General features: G+C 40.9%; 20 protein-coding genes, 2 tRNA genes and 1 pseudogene. 9 read left to right on the forward strand and 14 right to left on the reverse strand.

Features of this window, described 5'->3' with window-relative positions:
- Positions 1 to 8: 8 nt before the first annotated feature.
- Together pfkA and SMSK564_RS06260 are read right to left on the reverse strand one after the other, a co-directional pair.
- Positions 9 to 1,016 (reverse strand): 6-phosphofructokinase, encoded by a 1,008-nt coding sequence (gene pfkA, locus SMSK564_RS06255; protein ID WP_000820862.1) that lies wholly within the window; start codon positions 1,014 to 1,016, stop codon positions 9 to 11.
- 81 nt (positions 1,017 to 1,097) lie between these two features.
- Positions 1,098 to 4,199 carry a DNA polymerase III subunit alpha gene (locus tag SMSK564_RS06260; protein ID WP_000561550.1) on the reverse strand — a complete coding sequence of 1,034 codons (3,102 nt, stop codon included), beginning with the start codon at positions 4,197 to 4,199 and terminating at the stop codon, positions 1,098 to 1,100.
- Between the two features lie 379 nt (positions 4,200 to 4,578).
- Here SMSK564_RS06260 and SMSK564_RS06265 point away from each other — a divergent pair, with 379 nt between their 5' ends.
- Both SMSK564_RS06265 and SMSK564_RS06270 read left to right on the forward strand, forming a co-directional pair.
- Entirely contained in the window at positions 4,579 to 6,852 is a 2,274-nt protein-coding gene (locus SMSK564_RS06265; protein WP_001212008.1) for a Xaa-Pro dipeptidyl-peptidase, read from the forward strand.
- Between the two features lie 18 nt (positions 6,853 to 6,870).
- A complete protein-coding gene (locus SMSK564_RS06270; protein ID WP_001043031.1) occupies positions 6,871 to 7,341 on the forward strand; it encodes an arginine repressor in 471 nt (156 codons plus the stop codon).
- Positions 7,342 to 7,882: 541 nt separating this feature from the next.
- Here SMSK564_RS06270 and SMSK564_RS06275 read toward each other — a convergent pair.
- The 4 genes from SMSK564_RS06275 to SMSK564_RS06290 all read right to left on the reverse strand — a co-directional run bounded on the left by SMSK564_RS06275 (position 7,883) and on the right by SMSK564_RS06290 (position 13,871).
- Positions 7,883 to 10,186 (reverse strand): DNA translocase FtsK, encoded by a 2,304-nt coding sequence (locus tag SMSK564_RS06275; RefSeq protein WP_080554121.1) that lies wholly within the window; start codon positions 10,184 to 10,186, stop codon positions 7,883 to 7,885.
- An 88-nt stretch (positions 10,187 to 10,274) separates the two neighbouring features.
- On the reverse strand, positions 10,275 to 12,227 hold the full coding sequence (locus SMSK564_RS06280) for a fructose-specific PTS transporter subunit EIIC (protein WP_000701461.1): 1,953 nt from the start codon (positions 12,225 to 12,227) through the stop codon (positions 10,275 to 10,277).
- Complete coding sequence (gene pfkB, locus SMSK564_RS06285) at positions 12,169 to 13,134, reverse strand: 1-phosphofructokinase (protein WP_000640803.1); 966 nt, start codon at positions 13,132 to 13,134, stop codon at positions 12,169 to 12,171. Before pfkB ends, SMSK564_RS06280 begins: the two co-directional genes overlap by 59 nt.
- The gene (locus tag SMSK564_RS06290; RefSeq protein ID WP_000920654.1) at positions 13,131 to 13,871 is read right to left on the reverse strand and encodes a DeoR/GlpR family DNA-binding transcription regulator; all 741 of its coding nucleotides are present in this window, start codon (positions 13,869 to 13,871) and stop codon (positions 13,131 to 13,133) included. Before SMSK564_RS06290 ends, pfkB begins: the two co-directional genes overlap by 4 nt.
- Positions 13,872 to 14,031: 160 nt before the next feature.
- Between SMSK564_RS06290 and SMSK564_RS0102190 the strand changes: the two genes are divergently transcribed.
- Positions 14,032 to 14,119: transfer RNA gene (locus tag SMSK564_RS0102190), tRNA-Ser, on the forward strand.
- A gap of 400 nt (positions 14,120 to 14,519) precedes the next feature.
- Here SMSK564_RS0102190 and pdxT read toward each other — a convergent pair.
- The 3 genes from pdxT to nox all read right to left on the reverse strand — a co-directional run bounded on the left by pdxT (position 14,520) and on the right by nox (position 17,515).
- Positions 14,520 to 15,107 (reverse strand): pyridoxal 5'-phosphate synthase glutaminase subunit PdxT, encoded by a 588-nt coding sequence (pdxT, locus tag SMSK564_RS06295; RefSeq protein WP_000689935.1) that lies wholly within the window; start codon positions 15,105 to 15,107, stop codon positions 14,520 to 14,522.
- Entirely contained in the window at positions 15,108 to 15,983 is an 876-nt protein-coding gene (gene pdxS, locus SMSK564_RS06300; RefSeq protein WP_000138515.1) for a pyridoxal 5'-phosphate synthase lyase subunit PdxS, read from the reverse strand. It lies immediately after the preceding gene.
- A gap of 152 nt (positions 15,984 to 16,135) precedes the next feature.
- Complete coding sequence (gene nox / locus SMSK564_RS06305) at positions 16,136 to 17,515, reverse strand: H2O-forming NADH oxidase (RefSeq protein ID WP_000036779.1); 1,380 nt, start codon at positions 17,513 to 17,515, stop codon at positions 16,136 to 16,138.
- 310 nt (positions 17,516 to 17,825) lie between these two features.
- Between nox and SMSK564_RS06310 the strand changes: the two genes are divergently transcribed.
- From SMSK564_RS06310 to SMSK564_RS0102195, 4 genes and pseudogenes are all read left to right on the forward strand, one after another.
- Positions 17,826 to 18,755: an FAD:protein FMN transferase gene (locus SMSK564_RS06310; protein WP_001131400.1), complete on the forward strand. Its 930-nt coding sequence runs from the start codon at positions 17,826 to 17,828 to the stop codon at positions 18,753 to 18,755.
- Positions 18,756 to 18,808: 53 nt separating this feature from the next.
- On the forward strand, positions 18,809 to 19,414 hold the full coding sequence (locus tag SMSK564_RS06315; RefSeq protein WP_000915956.1) for an NADPH-dependent FMN reductase: 606 nt from the start codon (positions 18,809 to 18,811) through the stop codon (positions 19,412 to 19,414).
- An 18-nt stretch (positions 19,415 to 19,432) separates the two neighbouring features.
- Positions 19,433 to 20,671, forward strand: a complete 1,239-nt coding sequence (locus SMSK564_RS06320; protein ID WP_000673655.1) for an NAD(P)H-dependent oxidoreductase — start codon at positions 19,433 to 19,435, stop codon at positions 20,669 to 20,671.
- 49 nt (positions 20,672 to 20,720) lie between these two features.
- Positions 20,721 to 20,963: pseudogene (locus tag SMSK564_RS0102195) on the forward strand (uracil permease); the annotation flags it as partial.
- A gap of 96 nt (positions 20,964 to 21,059) precedes the next feature.
- Here the strand turns inward: SMSK564_RS0102195 and ffh are convergent.
- The 3 genes from ffh to SMSK564_RS06335 all read right to left on the reverse strand — a co-directional run bounded on the left by ffh (position 21,060) and on the right by SMSK564_RS06335 (position 23,443).
- A complete protein-coding gene (gene ffh / locus SMSK564_RS06325) occupies positions 21,060 to 22,631 on the reverse strand; it encodes a signal recognition particle protein (protein WP_000863619.1) in 1,572 nt (523 codons plus the stop codon).
- 11 nt (positions 22,632 to 22,642) lie between these two features.
- Complete coding sequence (locus SMSK564_RS06330; RefSeq protein ID WP_000402066.1) at positions 22,643 to 22,975, reverse strand: putative DNA-binding protein; 333 nt, start codon at positions 22,973 to 22,975, stop codon at positions 22,643 to 22,645.
- A gap of 90 nt (positions 22,976 to 23,065) precedes the next feature.
- Positions 23,066 to 23,443 (reverse strand): YwiB family protein, encoded by a 378-nt coding sequence (locus SMSK564_RS06335; RefSeq protein ID WP_004236391.1) that lies wholly within the window; start codon positions 23,441 to 23,443, stop codon positions 23,066 to 23,068.
- Positions 23,444 to 23,514: 71 nt separating this feature from the next.
- Between SMSK564_RS06335 and SMSK564_RS06340 the strand changes: the two genes are divergently transcribed.
- Both SMSK564_RS06340 and yidA read left to right on the forward strand, forming a co-directional pair.
- Positions 23,515 to 24,819, forward strand: coding sequence for an HD domain-containing protein (locus SMSK564_RS06340; protein WP_001003472.1), 1,305 nt, complete (start codon positions 23,515 to 23,517; stop codon positions 24,817 to 24,819).
- A gap of 12 nt (positions 24,820 to 24,831) precedes the next feature.
- The gene (yidA, locus tag SMSK564_RS06345) at positions 24,832 to 25,638 is read left to right on the forward strand and encodes a sugar-phosphatase (protein ID WP_000023509.1); all 807 of its coding nucleotides are present in this window, start codon (positions 24,832 to 24,834) and stop codon (positions 25,636 to 25,638) included.
- A gap of 54 nt (positions 25,639 to 25,692) precedes the next feature.
- On the opposite strand, the gene SMSK564_RS0102200 is transcribed toward yidA, so the two are convergent.
- A tRNA-Arg gene (locus tag SMSK564_RS0102200) sits at positions 25,693 to 25,764 on the reverse strand.
- A 42-nt stretch (positions 25,765 to 25,806) separates the two neighbouring features.
- Positions 25,807 to 26,154, reverse strand: coding sequence for a 50S ribosomal protein L19 (gene rplS, locus SMSK564_RS06350; RefSeq protein WP_001068669.1), 348 nt, complete (start codon positions 26,152 to 26,154; stop codon positions 25,807 to 25,809).
- Positions 26,155 to 26,176: the final 22 nt, after the last annotated feature.

Here is a 26,176-nt window from a genome sequence, read left to right on the forward strand (position 1 = left end):
ATTGTAAATTATGACAAGCTCTTATTCAAGCTAGATAGCTCAATGTCGGCTTTGTGTGGGTTGTTAACTACAATCTTACCTTCTGCAGTAAGGCTAAACAATGCTCCTTCTTCTGCAGTACCAAGAATTGGGTTTTCAACCATTTTTTCGTTACGGATACCAACCGCAACACCACCGATACCTTCTTTAAGAAGTTTAACAGCATGCGCACCCATACGTGACGCCAATACACGGTCACGCGCAGTTGGAGAACCACCACGTTGAATATGTCCAAGTTCTGTCACACGAAGGTCGCTTGTATCCCCAGCTTCTTTTAGTTTTTTACCAAATTCAGCTGCTGACATCACACCTTCTGCCAAGACGATGATATTGTGTTTTTTACCACACTCATAACCACATTTAATGCTTTCTACGATATCTTCAATCTTGAATCCTTCTTCAGGAATGATGATTTCATCAGCACCAGTTGCAATACCAGCCCAAAGAGCGATATCACCAGCGTTACGTCCCATAACTTCAATAACAAAAGTACGACGGTGACTTGATGATGTATCACGAATCTTATCGATAGCATCCATAGCAGTTGTAACCGCTGTGTCAAAACCGATTGTAAAGTCAGTACCAACGATATCGTTATCGATTGTACCTGGAAGACCGATAGCTGGGAAGCCATGTTCAGTCAAACGCATAGCGCCGTGGTAAGATCCGTCACCACCGATAACAACTACACCTTCAATTCCGTGTTTTTTCAATTGCTCAATCCCTTTAAGTTGCCCTTCAAGTTGAGCGAACTCTGGGTAACGAGCTGAGTGAAGGAAAGTACCACCACGAGAAATGATGTCTCCTACTGAAGCTGCATCTAGGGGATGAATTTCACCGGCAACCATACCAGCATATCCGTCATAGATACCAAACACTTCCATTCCTTCTGAAATTGCTTGACGAACAACTGCGCGGATAGCAGCGTTCATACCAGGGGCGTCTCCACCACTAGTCAAAACAGCAATACGTTTCATATTGGTTATGCTCCTTTTTCTTTTAACATTCTTATTGATTATACCACATTTGATTTTAAAATTCTTCTATTTTCCGTATTTTTAGCGATAAATCGTTTTCATAACGATTTCATTCAACTTCGCTTCTAATTCATTGGATTTAGCTACAAAATGATGAGGGGAAACGATTGTTTTCTGTTCCTCTTCATACCTGACGATGACTGGGATTGGACCTTTAAATTGTTCTAAAATACGTGAAATTTCTTGATCCGATTCATGATTTTTTACCTGTATCCAAAAGCGTTCAGCAACTGCTTCTCTTATTTCTTGTGCAATCATTTGCAGACGGCCATCACGTGACTGGATTTTTCCTTTTATATAGTAGAAGGCTCCCTCTTTTATTTCCTGCCCAACCTGACGATATAAGTCTGAAAAGAGAGTGACATCCAATTTTTTCTTACTATCATCCACCTGTAAGAAAGCCATATTTTCACCCTTTTTGGTACGAATTACTTTTATTTTCTGAACTTCAACCAAAATAATAGCGTAGCTATTTTCTGATAAATTTCCGATTGGTGTAATCGAATAAATAGCCTTACTCGCAATAGCTTGTAGGGGATGTTTGCTGACACCTATCCCTAAAAGCTCTTGTTCCATATAGAATTTTTCTTGTTCCGTCCAATCTTCCGATTCCTGCCAACTATAAATAGTATCTCCAAACAAACTTCCTAACTCTTTTACAAATTCAAATAGATTAACTAAATTATTGAATACTTTTTGACGATTTTTTTCAAATGAATCGAAAAGACCAACTTTTACCAAAGGTTCTAGCAGAGGAAGTTTCAGAAAATTCTCAGGTAATTTAGCTATAAAATCTTCAATGTTAGAATAGGGTCTATTTTCAATAATCCAGAGAGCTAAATCATTACTGACTCCCTTAATCGATTTCAATCCTAGATAGATGGACTTGTTGGCAATTTTATCGTGATAGGGAATGGTGTTGATGGACAGAGGCGCTACTTCAAAGCCTGCTTCTAAGGCATCTGTTAAGTAATCACTGTTGGCGGAATTCAACATGACCTGATAAAAAATGGCTGGATAATGCGTTTTGAAATAGGCCAACTGGAAGGCCAAGGCTGAGTAGGCATAGGCGTGTGACCTGTTAAAACCATAACCTGCAAACTTCTCCATGACATCAAAGACCTGCTCTGCTTTTTCCACAGTATGACCAGCTTCTAATGAACCTTGAATAAAGGAAGCCCTCATCTCATGCATAGCAGAGGCATCCTTTTTCCCCATAGCTCGGCGCAAAATATCGGCTTTCCCAAGACTAAATCCAGCAAATCGCTGGGCAACCTGCATAACCTGCTCCTGATAGAGCATAATGCCATAAGTTGGAGCCAAAATATCCTCCAGTACTGGATCCAGAACAGTCACTTCTTCCTGCCCATGTTTTCTTGCCACAAAATTATTGATGTAGTCACTAGCACCTGGCCTATTTAGGGAAGTAGTCGCTACGACATCTTCAAAACAGACTGGTTGAACACGTTTGAGCAAGCGAATGGCACCAGGTTGCTCAAATTGAAAGATACCTTTTGTATTACCAGAAGCAAATAAAGCCAACGTTTCTTTGTCTTCCAAATCTATTTCTTCGACTTTAAGGTGAATACCTTCTGTTTTAGCAAGCAATTCTTGCATCTTCTGGACAAAGGTCAAATTTCGCAGTCCCAGAAAGTCCATCTTCAAAAGTCCACTTGCTTCGACTCCATGAGCATCATACTGAGTCAGTGGAATTTCATCACCATGCTTCAGAGGGATGTAGTTGGTCAAATCTTGGTCACTGATTACAACACCAGCTGCATGGACAGAGGTTTGTCTTGGATAGCCCTCTATCTTGCAAGCAATCTCAAAGGCTTTTTGGTATTCTAACTTACTATTAATTTGCTGACGAAACTGGAGGTTACCCTCATAAGCCGACTTGAGATTGTCACGAAAACTGATTTTCTTGGTAATTGCAGATAATTCATACTCGGGCACCCCAAAGCGTTTCAATACATCTCGTAGAGCTTGCTTGGCTCCAAAGGTTGAAAAAGTAACAATTTGAGCAGCATGTTTACTGCCATATTTATTGCCAACATACCTGATAAAATCTGGACGATAAATATCAGGAATATCGATATCAATATCGGGCATGGTATAGCGTTCACGATTGAGGAAACGTTCAAAAATCAGATTTTTCTCTACTGGGTCAATCCCTGTGATGTCCAAGGCATAGGAAACCAAGCTACCAACTGCGGAACCTCGCCCCATTCCCATATAATAGCCATTCGAACGTCCAAAACGCAGCAAATCCCAGACAACCAAGAAATAATCATCAAAGCCCATATCATGAATAACAGCCAATTCTTGGTCTAGACGGTCTTGATATTCTTTACTAGTCAACCCCTTCTGAGCAAGCCCAAGCTCAGCGCGTTCTCTCAACTCTTCTACTGCTGGTCTAGCCGGATTAAAACGAGGCAGTTTCAGACTAGTGTCCAAATCATAAGAAATGCCTGAAATCAGCTTTTCTAAATTGTCCAAGGCTTGCGGAAAACGTTCTTGGAATAATTTCTCTAAAGAACTTGCTGATATAAAAACATCTTGTCTCGAACGCAAAGGAACTTCTCTGAGTGATAGATTTTCTTTAATCGCTGTTAATACTTGTAGAACTTCTCTATCCCTGCTTTCAAAAGCATTGACCCGATAAAGGGGCAAGATTGGATGATGAAATTCGCTGGCCAGTGTTTCTGGATAAACCCCTATATAGTAATCACAGCCTAGATTTAACAACTCCAGTCCATCAAAATAAGGCACAATTACCGCAATATCCTCCAGATACTGAGATAAAACTGACCAACTTTTCTCCCCCTGCATCTTGGCTGTTGAAAGCTTCATCAACTGCTGATAGCCCACACTAGATAGAGCTAAAAAGCGCAGATTCACTTCCTGAGCATCCACAAGCACATTCATTTCAAGCCCTAATAAAGGATGAATGCCATATTTTTTTGTAACCTCTAGAAAGTCAAAAGCACCATAAAGATTATCAATATCCATCATAGCCAGATGAGTGTAGCCGTATTCTTTAGCTACTCTCACATACTTTTCGATCGAAATGACGCTCTCCATAAAACTATAGACTGTTTTTGTATCTAGTTGTGCGATCAATTTACACTTCTCCTCTATCCTTCTCACTATATTATACCATTTTCAAAAAGAGAAATACAAAAGCAATGACTCCTATCTCTATTTTATCCTTAAAGTAAAATTTTTTGAATGAAAAAAGCAAAAATACATTTAAAGAATCAAATGATCCGGTAATTTTTTTACTTTTTTATCCCAAGAAGTGAATATATCTTTTAAAATAGAAAGACACATCAAGTTAATCTATTTATTATTATAACTTGTTTTAGACTATAGAGTTGTACCTGTTTTTCATATAAATAATATTCATTATTCTTTAATTAATTTCTTTCTCACTTAATAATTCCCTTTCTCCTATTTTTTTGATATAATAACCTTAATTATTATTTTACAAGGAGGTTTTATGCGCTTTAATCAATTCAGCTATTTATCACTTCCAAGAGATACTATTTTATATGAATTAAAAAAGTATGGATTTGATTTTCCATCTGATTCAACAAATAAAAAGATCTTGGAGTCTTTTCTAAGTCGTTTCTTTTTCACTTATCAAGACACCAACTATCCACTTTCCATCCTAGCAGCTGATAAAAAAACAGACCTGCTAACATTTTTTCAATCAGAAGATGAACTGACAGCAGATATTTTTTATACTGTTGCTTTTCAACTTTTAGGCTTTTCTTATTTGGTTGACTTCGAAGATAGTGAAGATTTTCGTAAAGAGACTGGATTTCCTATTGTATATGGTGACTTGATTGAAAATCTCTATCAGTTACTCAATACTCGCACCAAAAAGGGGAACACTCTTATCGACCAACTTGTCAGTGACGGTCTTATTCCTGAGGATAATGACTATCACTACTTTAACGGCAAGAGTTTGGCTACTTTTTCTAGCCATGATGTCATTCGAGAAGTCGTTTACGTTGAGTCTCGTGTCGATACTGACCAAAAAGGTCTACCAAACTTAGTCAAGGTCAGCATTATTCGTCCTCGTTATGACGGGCAAATCCCTGCTATCATGACAGCGAGTCCTTATCATCAGGGAACAAATGATAAAGCCAGCGACAAGGCTCTCTACAAGATGGAGGGCGAGCTTGAAGTGAAGCCTGCTCACAAGATTGAGCTAGAGGAACCTCAACTAAATCTCGTCCAAGCTCAAGGTCAAGCAGAGCTTGTGTCAGAAGCTGAGGAAAAGCTAACGCACATCAACGCAAGCTATAATCTCAACGACTACTTCCTTCCACGAGGATTTGCTAATCTCTATGTGTCAGGTGTTGGTACCAAAGACTCGACAGGTTTCATGACTAACGGGGACTACCAACAAATCGAGGCTTATAAAAATGTTATCGATTGGCTTAATGGTCATTGTCGTGCCTTTACTGACCACACGCGCCAGCGTCAAGTCAAGGCTGACTGGTCAAACGGAAAAGTAGCTACAACAGGACTTTCCTATCTAGGTACCATGTCAAACGGCCTTGCGACTACAGGAGTCGATGGTTTAGAGGTTATCATTGCTGAGGCTGGCATTTCTTCATGGTACAACTACTACCGTGAAAACGGTCTGGTAACTAGCCCAGGTGGCTATCCAGGTGAGGACTTTGACTCCCTTGCTGAGTTAACCTATTCTCGTAATCTCTTGGCTGGCGACTATATCCGTGGCAATGAAGCTCACCAAGCTGACTTAGAAAAGGTAAAAGAACAACTGGATCGCAAGACCGGCGACTACAATCAGTTTTGGCATGACCGCAATTATCTGCTCAATGCCCATAAAGTAAAGGCTGAGGTTGTTTTTACTCATGGTTCTCAGGATTGGAATGTCAAACCACTTCATGTTTACCAGATGTTCCATGCTCTACCTACTCATATAAATAAGCATCTCTTTTTCCATAATGGTGCCCATGTTTACATGAACAACTGGCAGTCCATTGACTTCCGTGAGTCCATGAATGCTTTGTTGACAAAGAAATTACTGGGACAAGATACAGATTTCAAACTTCCTACTGTTATCTGGCAGGACAATACAGCCCCTCAGACTTGGTTATCACTTAATAACTTCGGTGGGCAAGAAAACTTTGAAACCTTCTCACTTGGTCAAGAAGAGCAAGTTATTCAAAACCAGTACCCAGATAAGGATTTTGAGCGTTATGGTAAGACATACCAAACCTTCAATACAGAACTCTATCAAGGGAAAGTCAATCAGATTACTATTGACCTTCCTGTGACCAAAGACCTTCACTTGAACGGTCGCGCTCAGCTCAATCTTCGTATCAAATCCAGCACAAACAAGGGGCTCTTATCTGCTCAACTACTGGAACTTGGACAAAAGAAATACCTACAACCTTATCCAGCTGTTTTAAGTGCTAGAACCATTGATAATGGACGCTACCACATGTTGGAAAATCTCTGTGAATTACCATTTAGACCAGAGGCACAACGAGTCGTGACAAAAGGTTACCTCAATTTACAGAATAGAAATGATTTACTGTTAGTAGAGGATATTAAGGCAGATGAATGGATGGATGTACAATTTGAACTGCAACCAACTATTTACAAGTTAAAAGAAGGAGATACTCTTCGTTTAGTCCTCTATACGACTGACTTTGAAATCACCATACGTGACAATACCGCTTACCAGTTGACTGTTGATCTTGAACAGTCTACACTTATCCTACCTCACTAAAAAAGGAGTTAAATTATTATGAATAAATCTGAACACCGACACCAACTCATACGAGCTCTTGTAACGAAAAATAAGATTCACACACAAGCTGAGTTACAATCTCTTCTTGCCGATAATGATATTCAAGTTACACAAGCGACACTTTCGAGAGATATTAAAAGTATGAACCTCTCAAAAGTACGAGAAGAAGATAACTCTTACTATGTGCTAAATACAGGCTCTATCTCAAAATGGGAAAAACGCCTCGAACTCTACATGGAAGATGCCCTTGTCTTGATGCGCCCAGTTCAACACCAAGTCCTACTAAAAACCCTTCCTGGACTGGCTCAATCATTTGGTTCTATCATTGATGCTTTGAGTTTCCCTGATGCTATCGCTACCCTCTGTGGTGATGATGTCTGCCTTGTCATCTGTGAAGATGTAGAGGCAGCCCAACATTGCTTTGAAGATCTGAAACGGTTCGCCCCTCCATTTTTCTTTGGTGAATAAACAGAAACTGAACTCAACAACTGCAAAACTCTCAAAATTTTAAACAGTAGTGAATTGATGTCAGCTAACATCTAGCGAGTACAATAGCTGATTCCTGCTGAAAAGTAAGCTATGCAGTTTTATACTCTTCGAAAATCAAATTCAAACCACGTCAGCGTCACCTTACCGTACTCAAGTACAGCCTGCGGCTAGCTTCCTAGTTTGCTCTTTGATTTTCATTGAGTTTTAATAAAACAAAAAAGAGAAATCTATCTCATACATGAGTACAAAAGCTCCCCTTATAGTTTCTAGTGAAAAACAAATATTCACTAGAAACTATAAGGGGAGTCTTCATATACCTAAAAGAAATTCTAAACCTGTTTCAGCTTGATATAGTATTTGAATAAAATGTGAACAAATTTATTAGGGAATTCAAATCAATTTCATACTTTAAAAGTCGTTTCATACTATTTTAGATTCAATTAATTATACATCATAGATAATCCGCTTCAAAAATCTCTTCAAATCACGTCAGGTTCACATTTCCGTATAAGAGAGAAATTTATTGTTGTAAAACTTTTCTTGGTTTGGTACCTTCAGCTGGACCAATGACACCTGCCATCTCAAGCTCTTCCATGAGACGTGTCGCACGGTTAAATCCAACTGACAAACGACGCTGAATCATAGATGCGCTGGCTTTCTGAGTTTCGATTACCAAAGCCTTGGCTTCTTCAAAGAGCGGATCACCACCAGATTCACCATCTGAAAATTCTCCTTCATTTTCAGAAACCTCACCTGGATCAAAACTCTCATCGTAGTCCGCATCAGCCTGATCCTTGATGAAGTTTACGATGCGTTCAACATCATCATCCGAGATAAAGGAACCTTGGAGACGAACTGGATGATTTTCATCGATTGGTTTAAAGAGCATGTCGCCTCGACCAAGCAGTTTTTCAGCTCCATTTTCATCCAAGATGGTGCGCGAGTCTGTACCTGATGATACCGCAAAAGCCACTCGAGATGGGACATTGGCCTTGATCAGACCAGAAATGACATCAACGGATGGACGCTGAGTTGCAAGAATCATGTGGATACCTGCAGCACGCGCCTTCTGTCCAAGACGGATGATGGCATCTTCCACTTCCTTGCTGGCCACCATCATGAGATCAGCCAACTCATCCACAATCACGACAATGAGGGGGAGTGGAATCTGCTTGTACTCAGACTGAGCATTAAACTCTTCTACCTTGGCATTAAAGCCTGCAATATTACGAACTCCCACCTTGGCAAAGAGTTCATAACGATTTTCCATCTCATCCACAACCTTTTGCAGAGCCTTGCTGGCTTTGCGTGGATTGGTCACAACTGGAATCAAGAGATGAGGAATGTCATTGTAAACAGACAACTCAACCATCTTAGGGTCCACCATCATAAACTTGACCTGGTCTGGTCTCGCCTTCATGAGGATGCTAGCGATAATGCCGTTAACGGCTACTGACTTCCCTGAACCCGTTGAACCTGCGACGAGCAAGTGGGGCATTTTGGAAAGGTCAAAAGCTCTTGCAGTGCCATTAACCGCCTTTCCTAGAGGAATTTCCAAGAGATTTTCTGCTTTTGTTTGAGATTGTTCCCATAGTTCTCGGAAGGATACAGTCGCAATCTCAGAGTTGGGTACTTCGATTCCAACTAAGGATTTCCCAGGAATTGGTGCTTCAATTCGAACATCCTTGGCTGCCAAGGCTAGAGCGAGGTCATCTGCTAGATTGGAAATGCGGTTGACCCTTACACCTACTGCTGGCTTGACTTCATACTTGGTCACTGATGGCCCAATTTCGGCCCGTTCAACCGTTACCTTGGTACCAAAACTAGCAAAGGTTTCTTCAAGGATTTTGATATTTTCACGAACGATTTTCTTCTCTTTAGACTGGTCTTTGGGTTTATCAGGGGCAAAGAGTTGTAAGCTTGGAAGTTTGTATTCAAGAGCCTCCTTGGCTGAAAAATCGACCTGAACATCTTCATCATCAGAACCGTCTTCCTGTTCAGGGAATTCCAGTTCAGTTTGAGGTAGGATGATTTCTGGTTCCACACACTCTTCTTCTGGAATAGGTGGAACGTCAATCACAACATCATCAGTCAGAATTTCACCCGTTTCCATATCAACAGGAGGCAAATCGAGTAAGGCTTTTTCAGTCTTTTCTTGTTCTAATCTAGCCTCTTCCTCAGCCTTTTGGCGAGCTTTTTCTTCTTGTTTGACAAAGCGTTCCTCTTTTCGATGCTCATGCCCTTCTCTCCATTTGGCAAATCCTCTACTGAAGAATTCAGCAATATCATAAACAGACCAAGGACTGATTAGGAGAGCGCCTGCTAAAATCAAGATAGAACCAATAAAGTAAGTACCGATATTTGAAAAAAGAAAGGCGGTTGGCATATAAAGAGCGACCCCAATCAAGCCCCCTCCAGCAAAACTGGTCGTTCGAAAACCAGTCAAATCCGTCACAACCTGAGCCATGGTTCCCTTTAGAACAGACTTGTCCAAGCCATATTTCCAAACTAAGTAGGCCTCAAAAATCAAGAGCAAACCTGTAAATATGGTGAAAAATCCAGATAGGAGTCCTTCCTGTTTTCGTATCCACTTGAAAAAGAAGAGATAGAGCAGGATGCCAAATATTGCCAGATAGGCTAGGCTACCCACCAGCAAGCGAATTAAATTGTAAAGAGTGATACCTGCAGCCCCTAATTTAAAGGCTGCGAAAATCAATAAAAGCGCGATTCCCAAGGAAATCAACATTCGTTGAATCGCTTCTTTTCTTTCGAGTTCTGCTTTAGACGGTCTCCGTCTTGTTTTACTTGTATTCTTGTTTGCCATTCTTCTATTATACCATATTTCACAGGCATTTCGGAAAGAGAAAAAGACTGCACCAAACGGTCCAATCTTTTCATTTTCTATCTAAGTTTTATGCTTGTGGTTTGCGTAGGTAACCATAGACCACACCACTTACGATTGCTCCTACTAAGACAGAAACGAGGTAAAGGAGAGCATTTGAAGTAAGGGCAATTACGAAGATTCCTCCGTGTGGCGCCATGAGTTTGATACCAGTAAGACCAACGAGGCCACCTGCTACTGCTGAACCAAGGATGAAACTTGGGATCGCACGAGCTGGGTCAGCGGCACCAAATGGAATTGCTCCCTCAGTGATAAATGACAAGCCCATGATGATGTTTGTTAAACCAGAGTTGCGTTCTTCCTTAGTAAATTTATCTTTGAAAAGAAGAGTTGCGACAAAGATAGCAAGTGGTGGCACCATTCCTCCAGCCATAACTGCTGCCATGGCTACAGAACCACCTGAAGAAACAGTAGCTGCAAGCGTACCTGTACCAAAGACATAAGCCGCTTTGTTAACTGGTCCACCCATGTCAACAGCCATCATTCCACCAAGGACGATACCAAGAAGGACAGCTGAACCTCCTCCAAGACCGCCTAGGAAGTCATTCATAGCAGTGTTGATTGCTGCCATTGGGATGTTAACAGCTAGCATGACAAATCCAGTCAAGATTGTTCCAAGAAGTGGCAAGAGAAGGATTGATTTAGTACCTTCAAGTGAACGTGGAACTTTGACATATTTCTTGATAGCAAGAACTAAAGCACCTGCGATAAATCCACCCACAAGGGCACCTAGGAAACCAGATGAGACACCTGCAAGAGTTGAAGTTGCTTCACCACCTGCTGCATAAGGGATCTTACCAAAGGCAAACCCTTCTTTGGCAATAGCACCAGCCACGAAACCTGCTACCAAACCTGGTTTTTCAGCGATAGAGTAGGCAACATAACCTGCAAAAACTGGAAGCATCAAACCAAAGGCTGCACCACCAATTTTCATGAACATAGAGGCTAACTCATGGTAAGAACCAAGATTGCCAAGATTTTCATTTGGAACACCCAAAGCACCGTCAATCAAGAAGGCAAGGGCAATCATGATACCACCACCGATAACGAATGGCAACATTTGAGATACACCACTCATCAAGTGTTTGTAGAAGGCACCACCAAGGCTTTGTTTTTCGTTGCTTGCTGTTGCAGCTTTTGCACCATTAGCGGCACGGTAGACTTCCGCTTCTCCTGAAAGAGCCAAGTTAATCAACTCTTCTGTTTTACGGATCCCGTCAGCAACTGGACGATTGATCAATGGTTTGCCATCGAAACGATCCATTTCAACTGCCTTGTCTGCTGCGATGATAACAGCTTTAGCTTTACGGATATCTTCTGCTGTCAATTGGTTACCAACACCGCTAGCACCGTTGGTTTCGACCTTAATTCCAACACCCATTTCAGAAGCCACTTTTTGAAGAGCTTCTTGGGCCATGTAAGTGTGGGCAATACCTGTCGTACAAGCTGTAACAGCCACGATAAAGTCACCAGAGTCATTAGCAGGTGCTTGAACAGGCTCTTCAGTTTTTTCGGAAGCTTTGTCAAAAAGTTCAATGACTTGGTCAGCTGATGTTACTTGACGAAGTTTGTCAGCAAAACCGTCTTTCATCAAGTATTGAGACAATTCTGCCAAGGCTGCCAAGTGAGTGTCATTGGCACCTTCTGGAGCCGCAATCATGAAGAAGAGGTCAGTTGCTTGTCCATCCAAGCTCTCATAATCAACACCCTTATTTGACTTGGCAAAGAGAACTGTCGCTTCTTTTACAGCAGCGTTTTTGCTGTGAGGCATAGCGATTCCGTCACCCAAACCTGTAGAAGTCAGAGCTTCACGCGCCAAAATTCCTTCTTTAAAGGTTTCAAAATCTGTCACATAACCATGTTCTGTTAGGCTTTTAATCATTTCTTCAATGACAGCTGTTTTTTCAGTCGCCTGCAAATCCAGCAACATGACATCTTTTCTCAATAGGTCTTGAATTTTCATCTTTTTCTACCTCAACTTTTTCATATGTTTCTTTAATAAAGTCCGCTGTTGCCAAGTCATCTGAGAAGGTGGTTGCCGTTCCACAAGCCACTCCCCATTTGAAGGCTTCTACCGCGTCTTTGGATTTGACAAATTCACCTGTGAATCCAGCTACCATAGAATCACCAGCTCCAACTGAATTTTTCACAGTTCCCTTGATTGGTTTAGCAAAGTAAGCTCCCTCAGATGTGACAAGAAGGGCACCGTCGCCAGCCATAGAGATAATGACGTTTTGAGCGCCTTTAGCCAGTAACTCACGAGCGTATTTCTCAATTTCATCTAAACTTTCGAGTTTAACCCCAAAAATCGCTCCAAGTTCATGATTGTTTGGTTTGACCAAAAGTGGCTGATAGTCCAAACTATCAATCAAGGTCTGTCCTTCAAAGTCACAAACAACTTGCGCACCAGTCTTGCGTGTCAAGGCAATCAAATCCTTATAGATGACATTGCCTAGATTTTTAGCACTTGAACCCGCAAAGACAACTGTATCATCTGCAGTTAAACTAGACAAAATAGCTTTCAATTCTTCTAACTGAGCCGGTTCAACAGTTGGACCCGTTCCGTTGATTTCTGTTTCTTGGTCCGCTTTAATCTTAACATTGATACGAGTATCTTCTGCCACTTGGACAAAACGTGTCTCGATTTCTTCCTCTGCCAAAGTATCTGTAATAAATTTACCAGTAAAGCCACCGATAAATCCAGTCGCTGTATTTGGAATATCCAAGCGTTTCAAGACACGACTGACATTGATTCCTTTCCCACCAGCAAACTTATCATCACTGTCCATACGATTGACACTACCGACTTGAACTTGGTCCAAGCGCACGATATAGTCAATGGATGGATTGAGTGTGACTGTATAAATCATACTTCTATTACCTCCGTTTTCTCCTTAATAGCCTGCAAGAGCTCATGCCCTTGACTTGTAATAACAATAGCTCGTTTGAGTGGTGCTACCTTGGCAAAGCAAGTTTGTCCAATTTTAGACGAATCCACCAAAACATAGGTCTGTTTGGCATTCTCTAAAATAGCTCGCTTAACAGCTCCCTCCTCCATATCAGGAGTCGTATAATAGCCATCGTCCACACCATTCATCCCGATAAAGGCACGGTCAAAGTGCAATTGGTTAATCTGGTTAAGAGCAACGCCCCCGATGCTAGCATCTGTCGCCATCTTGACACTTCCTCCAACCATGACAGTTGGAATCTGCTTTTCAACCAACTGAGCGGCATGGTGAATCGAGTTGGTCACGACTGTAACATTCTTATTGACCAATTCATGAATCAAAAAAGCAGTTGTTGTTCCAGCATCGATAAAGATGACATCTTGTTCCTTGATGAGAGAGGCTGCCTTCTGAGCCAGCAACTTCTTTTCTTGAAGGTTTTTGACAGATTTTTCTTGAATGGTTTCTTCTTCCTGCAAGGAGTGAGGCAATTCTGCTCCACCATGCACGCGACGAAGCTTGTTTTCTGCTTCCAACTCATCCAAGTCTCTTCGAACCGTTGATTCTGATGTTTCTAGCAAACTAACTAATTTCTCTAGAGAAACTACATGATGTTGATTTAACTCCTCTAAAATCAGTTGTTTCCGCTCTGTTTTTAACACTGAATCACCTCCTGTTATCGTTTACACTATTCATTCTATCATACTTTATTTCAAAGTCAAGCATTTTTATCATTTTCTTCCAATTTCTATCATTTTTCTTATTTCCAGAATTTTTATTGCAAGATAAGAGCCTTTATGGTAAACTATTTGAGTAAGTATTGGAAGATTACTCAAGAGGCTTAAGAGGCCGTGTTGGAAACGCGGTAGGCGTGTAACAGCGTGCGTGGGTTCGAATCCCATGTCTTCCGTCGAGAATTACCAGAAGCTGAGCAAAAACTCAATCTCAGTAGAAAGTGAAGTAAATCTTCCCACAAAAAAATGCATAGTATCAAGTTTTTTCAACACCTGATATTATGCGTTTTTGATTTTAAAGACTTTTTGCTTGATCCTTTTCATCCTGTTTAACCGCCATTGATTTTAACTCATTACCCACATCTCAAAAAAGATTTAAAATTGTCTTAATCTCCTTTATTGTGTCGCTTTTGGAGTTTTTTTGGTATAAACTTCTACGCTCATCCTATGGAGCAAGACAGACTCATAGCTTCACACATAATAGAACGAGTATCTCCATCTGTAGAGATACTCGTTTTTTGCTATTTTCGAAGTAATTCTTTGTAAAAAGCGAATCAAAACTTGATTTATCACTTTTTATTCCACTATCTTTTCTTTACACATATTGAGAAAGTACTGGTGCAAGCGAACATCATCAGTCAATTCTGGATGAAAAGAAGTTACCAACATATTTTCTTCTTGGGCTGCAACGATTTGATTGTCAACTGTTGCTAGAATTTCTACATCTTCTCCAACACTACTGATAATAGGACCGCGAATAAAAGTCATTGGAATCTTACCAACTCCCTTACATTCTGCTTCCGTATAGAAACTCCCTAGTTGGCGCCCATAGGCATTGCGCTCAACTACCATATCCATAGTTCCTAAATGATTCTCATCCTGAGAAGTAATTTCCTTAGCCAGCAAAATCAAGCCTGCACAAGTTCCAAAGACTGGTAAACCAGAGAGAATGGCTCCTCTGATAGGAAGTAGCATGTCCTGGTCACGTAAGAGCTTGCCCATGGTGGTAGACTCACCTCCAGGTAAAATCAAACCCGACAAGTCACTCTGATATTGCTTAAAATCATCTAGATTTCTGATTTCAACACTCTCGACTCCTAATTGATCTAGTACTTTTGCATGTTCTGCAAAGGCACCTTGCAAGGCCAATATTCCGATTTTCATCTATTTTCCTCGCTCAGCCATGAGAATTTGGATTTCATTTTCATTAATACCAACCATGGCTTCTCCTAAATCTTCAGAGATTTGTGCTAGAATTTGAGGATTTCGGAAGTTAGTCACAGCCTTAACAATAGCACTCGCCCGTTTAACAGGATCTCCTGACTTGAAAATACCCGAACCGACAAAGACACCCTCTGCCCCTAATTGCATCATCAGCGCAGCATCTGCTGGCGTTGCAACACCTCCAGCCGCGAAGTTTACAACTGGCAATTTTCCATGTTCATGGACAAATTGAACCAATTCTACAGGGACTTGCAAGTCCTTGGCAGCAACATAAAGCTCGTCCTCACGTAGATTTTGAATGCGGCGAATTTCCTGATTCATCATACGCATATGACGAACGGCTTGGACAATATCCCCCGTACCCGGTTCTCCTTTTGTACGAATCATAGAAGCACCTTCAGCGATACGGCGCAAGGCTTCACCCAAGTCCTTAGCACCACAGACAAAAGGAACTTGGAATTCTTTCTTATCCACATGGAAACGATCATCAGCTGGAGATAGAACTTCACTCTCATCTATATAGTCAATTTCGATAGCCTCTAAAATCTGAGCTTCAACAAAATGCCCAATTCTGACCTTGGCCATTACTGGAATGCTAACTGCTTCTTGGATTTCCTTAATCATCTTTGGATCACTCATACGGGAAACGCCACCCGCAGCACGAATATCAGCTGGAATCCGCTCCAAGGCCATAACAGCAGCCGCACCAGCAGCCTCTGCAATACGAGCCTGTTCAGGATTTTGCACATCCATGATAACCCCGCCCTTTAGCATCTGTGCCAAGTTTTTATTTAATTCATAACGATTTTCAGTCATTTGTTTTATCCTCATCATTTGTATTGGTAGTTACCATTTCATTTTAAATTAGATTAGAATGAATCACAAGATAGAAAAACCATAATTGTATGGGTACAGATTAACTAAAAAACCATCTGACCTTCATTTAAGGCCAGATAGCTCATTTATTTTTATTTTTCAGCTGTAAGTGCAGCCATTGTGATGTAGTTGTATGGTTTGTTGAAGTGTGGCAAGAAGAAGAGGTCTGTCAAAGCCAACTTATCAATTGTTACATGCTCTTGAATAGCAAGTGAGAACATGTGAATTCCCATGCTAATTGCAGCATCACGAGATACCATTTGGGCACCAAGAATTTCACGGCTATCTTTGTCAAAGACAATCTTGATAGCTACTTCATGGTTATCATGTTTCATGAATTCTGGTTTTTGAAGATCGTTAAAGCCTGTTTCAGTCGCATTGTAACCTGCAGCTTTTGCTTTTTCAAGAGTCAAACCAGTTGAAACCATATGAAGACCATAGATTGAGATACCGTTTGAACCTTGAACACCGATTCCTTCCAATTCATGTCCACAAGCGTTGTAAGCACCCACAATACCAGTACGAACAGCGTTTGAAGCAAGAGCGATGTAGCTAGTTTCTTTACGAGCATTGTCATAGACAGTTGCACAGTCACCAACGGCAAATACACCTGGGATAGATGTTTCTTGTTTCTTGTCTACAAGGAAGGCACCGTTGCGGAAGAGTTCGATCTTACCATCAGCAAGGGCTGTGTTTGGACGGAAACCAACTGCAAGGATAACCATGTCTACATCGAAAGTCTCTTTATCAGTAATCAAGCGTTCAACTTTACCGTCACCTTCGATTGCTTTAACAGTTTGACCAAGAGCCAAACGGATGTTGTGGTCTTCCAAGTTCTTGGCCATCATTTTTGTGAAGTCTTTGTCATAGTAACCGTTCAAGACAGTATCTACAATATCAACAAGCACAACTTCTTTTCCAAGACGTTCAAAGGCTTCAGCAAGTTCAACACCGATATAACCACCACCAACAACGGCGATACGGTCAAGGTGTTTGCTCTTGTCAGCAAGCTTATTGATGACTTCTTCAGCGTTTTGGTACAATTTAACGAATTGTACGTTTTCAAGAGTTGCTTTAAATTCGCGGTTTCCTTTAACAATTTCAACACCTTCGATTGGTGGCAAGATTGGTGTAGAACCTGTAGCGAAAATCAATTTCTCGTATGATTCTTTGTGCTCTTTTCCTTCAACTTCTGCTGTAACTACTTTGTTATCATAGTCGATTGAAAGAACTGGTGAGTTCATGTAAACCTTAGCACCTTTAGCTTCCAATTTTTCTTTATCAGAATAGAACAAGCCTTCAGCACCGTCGATTTGTTCACCAATCCAAAGGGCCATTCCACATCCTAGGAAAGAGATGTTAGAGTTTTGGTCAAATACAACGATTTCGTTCTCATTCCCAAAATTATCCAACATAGTATTAATACATGCTGTACCAGCGTGGTTAGCACCAACTACAACGATTTTACTCATAGAAAAATTCCTACCTTCAATTTTAAATTTACTCTTCTAGTATAACATTTACTGTTAGCGTTTACAAGAGTTTTGCTAATTTTCCCGATTTTTTTGTAAAAAAATGTAAATAATTTGTATTTTATAATTCTTTCTTACAATTATTCTTTATTTTCTGAGCATATTTCTTGACAATTTTACAAATTTTATTTGTGAAAACGCTGACTTTATGGTATGCTAATATCATGGAAAGAAATTGTAAGGGGTTAAATTTAATATAAATTTACAATATTTCAACCTTCTTTTCACATAAGAGAAAGGAGTTGATAGATTGCCTCTTAGTTCACATTCCGAACGCCTAATGGGGACTACTATCACTATTTCATTAGTAGATGAGCGAGCCGATATCTTGCTTCAAAAATCCTTTAATTTACTCAAAGAGCTAGAATACCGCTTCAATGCCAATAGCCAAGAATCTGAGTTGATGGAGATCAATTATCAAGCTGGAATATCTCCAGTCAAAGTTCATCCAGACCTGTTTGAACTGATTTCACTTGGATTAGAGCATAGCCTAGCGCCCTCTAGTCATCTCAATATCAGCATTGGTCCCTTGATTCAAACCTGGCGTATCGGTTTTTCAGATGCCAAAGTTGCCCAGCCTCAAGAAATTGAATCAGTGCTCCCTTTAATCAATCCTCATTATATCGAGTTATATTCTTCCACTTCCACTGTGTTTTTAAAACAAAAAGGAATGAAGATCGATCTTGGTTGTTTAGCCAAGGGTTATAGTGCGGATAAAGTTGCCCAATTTCTTAGAGAAGAGGGAGTAACATCTGCCTTGATCAATCTGGGAGGGAATATCCTGACCATTGGAAAAAATCAGGCAAGAGGAAATCAGCCTTGGCAAATCGGGATTCAAGACCCAGCCAATCCGAGGGGAAATCACTTAATGACCATCCCTGCTGTCAATAAATCTGTCGTGACTTCAGGCATTTATGAACGTCACCTAACAATCGATGGAAAAGATTACCATCATATTTTTGATAGTCAAACAGGATATCCTGTTGAAACGGAACTAGCTAGTCTGACAATCATCTCTGATAAATCAGTCGATGGCGAAATCTGGACAACTCGTCTATTTGGAGAAAGACCTGCTTCTATCCTCTGGCAAGTCGAAAGTTTGGAGGGCATCGAAGCCATCCTAATCGATAAGGAAGGTCACCTAAGTTGTTCTTCAGGAATTCCTACTCTACAGAAATAGATGTTTCAATAGAGTTTTAAAATCGTATTATGTAAAAAGAGAAAGGAAATCTCATGTTAAAACTTATTGCTATTGTTGGAACAAATTCAAAACGTTCTACAAACCGTCAATTGCTTCAATACATGCAAAAACACTTTGCTGAAAAAGCTAAAATTGAACTTGTTGAAATTAAAGACATTCCTGTCTTCAATAAACCAGCCGACAAGCAAGTACCTGTTGAAATTTTAGAAATAGCTGCTAAAATTGAAGAGGCAGATGGTGTTATTATCGGTACTCCTGAGTATGACCACTCTATCCCAGCTGTTTTAATGAGCGCTCTTGCTTGGTTGTCTTATGGTATCTATCCACTTTTGAACAAACCAATCATGATTACAGGTGCTTCATATGGTACACTTGGTTCATCACGTGCCCAATTACAACTTCGCCAAATCTTGAATGCTCCAGAAATTAAAGCAAGTGTCCTTCCAGATGAATTCTTGCTTTCACATTCTCTTCAAGCCTTCAACCCAAGTGGAGACCTAGTGGATCTTGATGTTATCCAAAAACTGGATGCCACTTTTGACGACTTCCGTATCTTTGTAAAAATCACAGAAAAATTGCGTAATGCACAAGAATTACTTCGCAAAGATGCTGAGGACTTTGACTGGGAAAATTTGTAAGATAGGAGACCAAAAAGAATGAAATTTGTTGGACTTGTAGGATCAAACTACGATCAATCATATAACCGTAAACTCTTGGAATTCATCCGTCGTCACTTCAAACTCAAATTTGAATTAGAAGTTCTCGAAATTGACGAAGTTCCAATGTTCAACCAAGACGAAAAATGGGATGAAAGTTTCCAATTGCGTCTCTTGTATAACAGAATTACTCGTGCTGATGGTGTCATTATTGCTACTCCTGAGCACAACCACACAATCTCAGCTTCTCTAAAATCTGTTCTTGAATGGCTTTCATACGAAGTTCATCCATTTGAAAACAAGCCAGTCATGATTGTGGGAGCTTCTTACTACGACCAAGGTACTTCTCGTGCCCAAGTTCACCTTCGTAAAATTCTTGACGCTCCAGGTGTCAATGCCTACACACTTCCAGGAAATGAATTCCTTCTTGGTAAAGCTAAAGAAGCTTTTGATGTTAATGGAAATATCACGAATGAAGGAACTGTTAATTTCCTTGAAACATGCTTGGACAACTTTGTAAAATATGTGGGAGTCGTTTCAAAATTGAAAAAACCAAAACCAATTGCACCAGAAGATTTATATTGTACAAATTCAATTGCAACTACCATTCAAGGTGTTGATCCAGACGATCCTGAATGGGTAGAAAAAGCAGCTGAACTTGTTGGAGCTGTTTCTGGAGATACTTACGTTAAATTAGACCACGGTATCTTGACAGTTAACCAAATTGACATGTTCTTGAAAGCAATGCCATTTGAGTTGACATTTGCAGATGATAATAACCAATTCTTGTACTTTAATAACGCCCACCAAGACCCAGATACAATGTTTGGTAAACGTGTACGTGCTCAATCAGGAAATAGATTAGGAACAGTACACGGTACATTGCCAGATTCTAGAATGAAAAACGTTGAATGGGTTGTCGGCGTATTGCGTAACGGGGACCAAGAATATGTCCGTACAATTGTGCCAGGAACACCAGAAGGCGTTATTAATACCCATAATTACCAAGCAATGTACTATCCAGATGGTTCATATGCTGGAATCAATGAAATCATCTTTAATTTCCAACCATGGCTTGACTGGTACCTCAATACAACTGGTCAACGTCTAGTTGGTGGAAATGCTGCAGCTCCTGCTGGAGGACATGGTGGAGCAGATGCTACATCTGGAGCTTCAGATTCAGGTGATGCTGGAGGTCACGGTGGTGGCGCAGACGCTACATCTGGCGCAAGTAATTAATAATTTTAGGAACCGTTATGGTTCCTTTTTTAGTGACTCTTTATCAACTGTATTTGGTGGGATGCCAACCCTTCTCTATGGAGTTATCGCCAGCAACGGTTTGAAAGTCTTGATCAAAGAACGTGTTGATTTCGCTCAAATGCGTAACCTCATCATCGCAAGTGCTATGTTGGTACTTGGACTTGGAGGAGCTATCCTTAAACTTGGTCCAGTTACCCTTTCAGGTACTGCCCTATCAGCCATGACAGGAATCATCTTGAACTTGATCTTACCATACGAAAATAAAGACTAAAAGTCTAAATACATCAAAAAAACGAGCATTTCCAATTACGGAAGTGCTCATTTTTCTTCTTTCTAAAAAAGGAAAGCCCTGCGGCCTTCCTTTGTCTTACTTACGTTTCTTCTTCGCTTTTTTCATTTTATTCGCCATGCGTTTCATGGACTGTTTCATGGCAAATTCACCGATTTTACCTTTTAGTCCGCCACCAAACATCTGGCTCATATCTGGCATTCCTGCTCCTCCGAGAGCTGACAGGTCAGGCATGCCACCTTGTCCCATCATTCCTTCAAGGGCAGACATATCCATTCCTCCCATATTTGGCATATTTTTTGGAAGGTTGTTTGGATTGATTCCCATCTGCTTCATCATCTTGTTCATATCCCCAGACATGACACCCTGCATGAGCTGTTTAGCCTGGTTAAAGTCCTTGATGAATTTATTAACTTCGACAAAGGTATTTCCAGAACCAGCAGCGATACGACGGCGACGGCTTGGATTTAACAAATCTGGATTTTCACGTTCTTCAGGTGTCATTGAAGACACAATAGCACGTTTGCGCGCAATCTGACGCTCATCCACCTTCATGTTTTGAAGTGCTGGGTTGTTAGCCATACCTGGAATCATCTTGAGCAAGTCTTCCATCGGTCCCATGTTTTGCACCTGATCCAACTGATCAATGAAATCATTGAAATCAAAGGTGTTTTCACGCATCTTCTCAGCCATTTCAAGGGCTTTTTGCTCATCGTATTCCTGAGAAGCTTTCTCAATCAAAGTGAGCATATCCCCCATACCAAGGATACGGCTAGACATGCGATCTGGGTGGAAGGTTTCAATATCCGTAATCTTTTCACCTGTACCAGTGAACTTGATTGGTTTTCCAGTAATGTGACGAACAGATAGGGCCGCACCACCACGAGTATCCCCATCAATCTTAGTAAGGATAACCCCAGTCACTTCCAACTGAGCATTAAACTCACGCGCAACATTGGCCGCTTCTTGACCAATCATGGCATCAACCACTAGGAGAATTTCATTTGGTTGAGCGAGTGCTTTCACGTCACGAAGCTCATTCATCAAAAGCTCATCAATCTGCAAACGACCTGCCGTATCAATCAAGACATAGTCGTTATGATTGGCTTGGGCTTGTTCCAAACCTTGACGAACAATATCAACAGCTGGTACTTCTGTTCCAAGTGCAAAGACAGGCACATCAATTTGTTGTCCAAGAGTTTTGAGTTGGTCAATGGCTGCTGGACGATAGATATCCGCCGCAATCATCAAAGGACGAGCATTTTCTTCCTTCTTGAGTTTGTTGGCCAGTTTACCAGCAAAGGTTGTTTTACCAGCCCCCTGCAAACCAACCATCATGATGATGGTAGGAATCTTTGGTGACTTGATAATTTCTGCCGTATCAGAACCCAAAACAGCCGTCAGTTCCTCATCAACGATTTTAATAATTTGTTGCGCAGGATTAAGGGTATCAATGACCTCATGCCCGACTGCACGCTCACGAACTTTCTTGATAAAGTCCTTTACAACAGGCAAGGCAACGTCGGCCTCAAGCAAGGCCAAGCGAATTTCTTTGGTTGCCTCTTGGACATCAGATTCAGAGATTTTTCCTTTTTTACGTAGATTTTTAAAGACGTTCTGCAAACGTTCTGTTAAACTTTCAAATGCCATTTTTCTTCCTCTTATTCTCTATTATCAATGCTTGTTAAAATTTCTATCTGCTCCTGCAGAAAGTCATCCTTGGGATAGCGCTCCAAAATCTGGTCAAAAATTTGACTGCGTACAATGTAATCCGAGTACATGTGCAATTTCATCTCATAATCTTCCAGAATCTTTTCTGTCCGCTTGATGTTGTCATAGACAGCCTGACGACTGACACCAAATTCCTCGGCAATTTCAGCAAGACTGTAATCATCAGCGTAGTAGAGCTCTATGTAATTCATTTGCTTATCTGTCAAAAGCGCTGCATAAAATTCAAAGAGCGCATTCATACGATTGGTTTTTTCGATTTCCATAACTTTTATTATACCAAAAATTAGCCTAATCTACCACATTAGCAGGCTAATCCGAGAAGATAGCCAGGTAAATTTGAAAAAGACATGAGCCTAGCCCCAAGTAATTTCCAATTGATAGCTGGCAAAGGGATGTCCCTCTTGATTTTGTAGTTGATAATCTAGTTCAATCTTTTGCCTATCAACTTGATAGCGACTGGTTTGGATAACAAATTCCTGCATGCCCATAGGTGTAGGGATATAGGCTAAACTATCACTATCCTTTAAAAAGCGCATAGTGGTCTTGGGATTGGAAAAACGACTCATCACCAGTTCTTGATCATGAAATTTAATCACTACTTTTTCCTTTTCCTCATTGTAGAAAAGTAAATAGCTATAACCTCCCTTTTCATGCACTTCTACATCATAAAGCTGGTCAATCACTTCCAACTGCTCATCAAACTGAATCCTATTTCGCATCCGAATCTTCACATCAAGTCCTCTTTCTTGTCTCTTATCCTACTATTTTACCAAAAAGAGCAGGATTTTGCTATAATGGTCATATGAACGAAAAAGTATTCCGTGACCCAGTTCACAACTACATCCATGTCAATAATCAAATCATCTATGACTTGATTAATACAAAAGAATTTCAGCGTTTGCGTCGTATCAAACAACTGGGAACTTCCAGTTATACCTTCCACGGTGGAGAACACAGTCGTTTCTCCCATTGTCTTGGAGTCTATGAGATTGCTCGTCGCATCACAGAGATTTTTGAAGAAAAATATCCAGACGAATGGAATCCTTCTGAGTCTCTCTTAACCATGACAGCTGCTCTCCTCCATGATCTTGGGCATGGTGCCTACTCCCATACTTTTGAGCATCTCTTTGATACCGATCATGAGGCCATCACTCAGGAAATCATCCAAAGTCCTGAGACAGAGATTCACCAAGTCCTGCTACAAGTAGCGCCTGACTTTCCAAAAAAGGTTGCCAGTGTCATCGACCACACCTATCCTAATAAGCAGGTCGTACAACTCATTTCTAGTCAGATTGATGCAGACCGCATGGACTATCTCTTGCGCGACTCCTATTTTACAGGGGCATCTTATGGGGAATTTGGCCTGACTCGGATCCTACGTGTCATTCGTCCAATTGAAAACGGCATTGCTTTTCAGCAAAATGGCATGCACGCTATCGAGGACTATGTCCTCAGTCGTTACCAGATGTATATGCAGGTTTATTTCCACCCAGCAACGCGTGCCATGGAAGTTCTCCTACAGAATCTTCTCAAGCGCGCCAAAGAACTCTATCCTAAGGACAAAGACTTCTTTGCACGAACTTCTCCACACCTCCTACCTTTCTTCGAAAAAAATGTGACCTTGACTGACTATCTGGCTCTGGATGATGGTGTGATGAATACCTACTTCCAGCTCTGGATGACCAGTCCTGACAAGATTCTTGCAGACCTGTCGCAACGCTTTGTCAACCGCAAGGTCTTTAAATCCATTACCTTTTCACAAGAGGACCAAGACCAACTCGCTAGCATGAGAAAATTGGTTAAGGACATCGGCTTTGATCCCGACTACTATACTGCCATTCATAAAAACTTTGACCTTCCTTATGATATTTATCGTCCCGAATCTGAAAATCCAAGGACACAGATTGAGATTTTACAAAAAAATGGAGAACTGGCCGAACTCTCTAGCCTGTCTCCTATCGTCCAATCCCTTGCTGGCAGTCGCCACGGAGATAATCGTTTTTATTTCCCTAAAGAAATGTTAGACCAAAACAGCATCTTCGCAAGCATTACCCAGCAATTTTTACACTTGATTGAGAATGATCATTTTACCCCAAATAATAACTAGAAGAGGAAATGTATGAGTATTAAACTAATCGCCGTCGATATTGACGGAACCCTAGTCAACAGCCAAAAGGAAATCACTCCTGAAGTCTTTTCTGCCATCCAAGATGCAAAAGAAGCTGGTGTCAAAGTCGTGATTGCAACTGGCCGCCCCATCGCAGGTGTTGCTAAACTTCTGGACGACTTACAGTTGAGAGACGAGGGTGACTATGTCGTAACCTTCAACGGTGCCCTTGTCCAAGAAACTGCTACAGGTCATGAGATTATCAGTGAATCCTTGACTTATGAAGATTATCTAGATATGGAATTCCTCAGTCGCAAACTCGGTGTCCACATGCACGCCATTACCAAGGATGGAATCTACACGGCCAATCGCAATATCGGAAAATACACAGTGCACGAATCAACCCTCGTCAGCATGCCCATCTTCTACCGCACCCCTGAAGAAATGGCTAACAAGGAAATCGTCAAATGTATGTTCATCGATGAACCAGAAATTCTCGATGCTGCCATTGAAAAAATCCCAGCAGAATTTTACGAACGCTACTCTATTAACAAATCGGCTCCTTTCTACCTCGAACTCCTTAAAAAGAATGTAGATAAGGGTTCAGCTATTACTCACTTAGCTGAAAAACTAGGATTGACCAAAGATGAAACCATGGCGATTGGGGACGAAGAAAATGACCGCGCCATGCTGGAAGTCGTTGGTAACCCTGTTGTTATGGAAAATGGAAATCCAGCAATCAAAAAAATCGCCAAATACATCACTAAAACAAATGACGAATCTGGCGTAGCCCATGCCATCCGTACATGGGTGCTCTAAAAGGGAAGAATATACGAAAACCGCTCGGCTGAGCGGTTTTTGATATCTAATTACTGCCCCCTGCAGGAATCGAACCTGCAACTACTCCTTAGGAGGGAGTTGTTATATCCATTGAACTAAGGGAGCTAGATAAAAACTCTGCTGAAAAAGCAGAGTTTTTTAGTCGAATTAACGACGGATTTCTTTGATACGAGCTGCTTTACCTTGAAGAGCACGCAAGTAGTACAATTTCGCACGACGTACTTTACCGTAACGAACAACTTCGATTTTTTCAACACGTGGAGTGTGGATTGGGAAGATACGCTCAACACCTACACCGTTAGAGATTTTACGAACTGTGTAGTTTTCTGAGATGCCAGCACCTTTACGTGCGATAACAACACCTTCAAAAATCTGGATACGTTCACGGTTACCTTCGACAACTTTCGCGTGTACACGAACAGTGTCACCAGGACGGAATGATGGGATATCTGTACGAAGTTGACCTTCAGTCAAGCTTTGGATTAATGGATTCATTTTATTCTCCTATCTTTGTCAA

Origin of the sequence: Streptococcus mitis SK564 (genome assembly GCF_000148525.1) — a bacterium.
In the GTDB taxonomy this organism is placed as follows: domain Bacteria; phylum Bacillota; class Bacilli; order Lactobacillales; family Streptococcaceae; genus Streptococcus; species Streptococcus mitis_H.

Bases quoted from the DNA above. Each gene is read 5' to 3' on its own strand.
- nox (WP_000036779.1), bottom strand. From the start codon at position 17,515: ATGAGTAAAATCGTTGTAGTTGGTGCTAACCACGCTGGTACAGCATGT.
- rplS (WP_001068669.1), bottom strand. From the start codon at position 26,154: ATGAATCCATTAATCCAAAGCTTGACTGAAGGTCAACTTCGTACAGAT.
- SMSK564_RS06340 (WP_001003472.1), top strand. From the start codon at position 23,515: ATGAACGAAAAAGTATTCCGTGACCCAGTTCACAACTACATCCATGTC.
- pdxS (WP_000138515.1), bottom strand. From the start codon at position 15,983: ATGACTGAAAATCGTTATGAATTAAATAAAAACTTGGCACAGATGCTA.
- pdxT (WP_000689935.1), bottom strand. From the start codon at position 15,107: ATGAAAATCGGAATATTGGCCTTGCAAGGTGCCTTTGCAGAACATGCA.
- ffh (WP_000863619.1), bottom strand. From the start codon at position 22,631: ATGGCATTTGAAAGTTTAACAGAACGTTTGCAGAACGTCTTTAAAAAT.
- SMSK564_RS06275 (WP_080554121.1), bottom strand. From the start codon at position 10,186: ATGGCAAACAAGAATACAAGTAAAACAAGACGGAGACCGTCTAAAGCA.
- pfkA (WP_000820862.1), bottom strand. From the start codon at position 1,016: ATGAAACGTATTGCTGTTTTGACTAGTGGTGGAGACGCCCCTGGTATG.
- SMSK564_RS06315 (WP_000915956.1), top strand. From the start codon at position 18,809: ATGTTAAAACTTATTGCTATTGTTGGAACAAATTCAAAACGTTCTACA.
- pfkB (WP_000640803.1), bottom strand. From the start codon at position 13,134: ATGATTTATACAGTCACACTCAATCCATCCATTGACTATATCGTGCGC.
- SMSK564_RS06265 (WP_001212008.1), top strand. From the start codon at position 4,579: ATGCGCTTTAATCAATTCAGCTATTTATCACTTCCAAGAGATACTATT.
- SMSK564_RS06330 (WP_000402066.1), bottom strand. From the start codon at position 22,975: ATGGAAATCGAAAAAACCAATCGTATGAATGCGCTCTTTGAATTTTAT.
- yidA (WP_000023509.1), top strand. From the start codon at position 24,832: ATGAGTATTAAACTAATCGCCGTCGATATTGACGGAACCCTAGTCAAC.
- SMSK564_RS06270 (WP_001043031.1), top strand. From the start codon at position 6,871: ATGAATAAATCTGAACACCGACACCAACTCATACGAGCTCTTGTAACG.
- SMSK564_RS06280 (WP_000701461.1), bottom strand. From the start codon at position 12,227: ATGAAAATTCAAGACCTATTGAGAAAAGATGTCATGTTGCTGGATTTG.
- SMSK564_RS06320 (WP_000673655.1), top strand. From the start codon at position 19,433: ATGAAATTTGTTGGACTTGTAGGATCAAACTACGATCAATCATATAAC.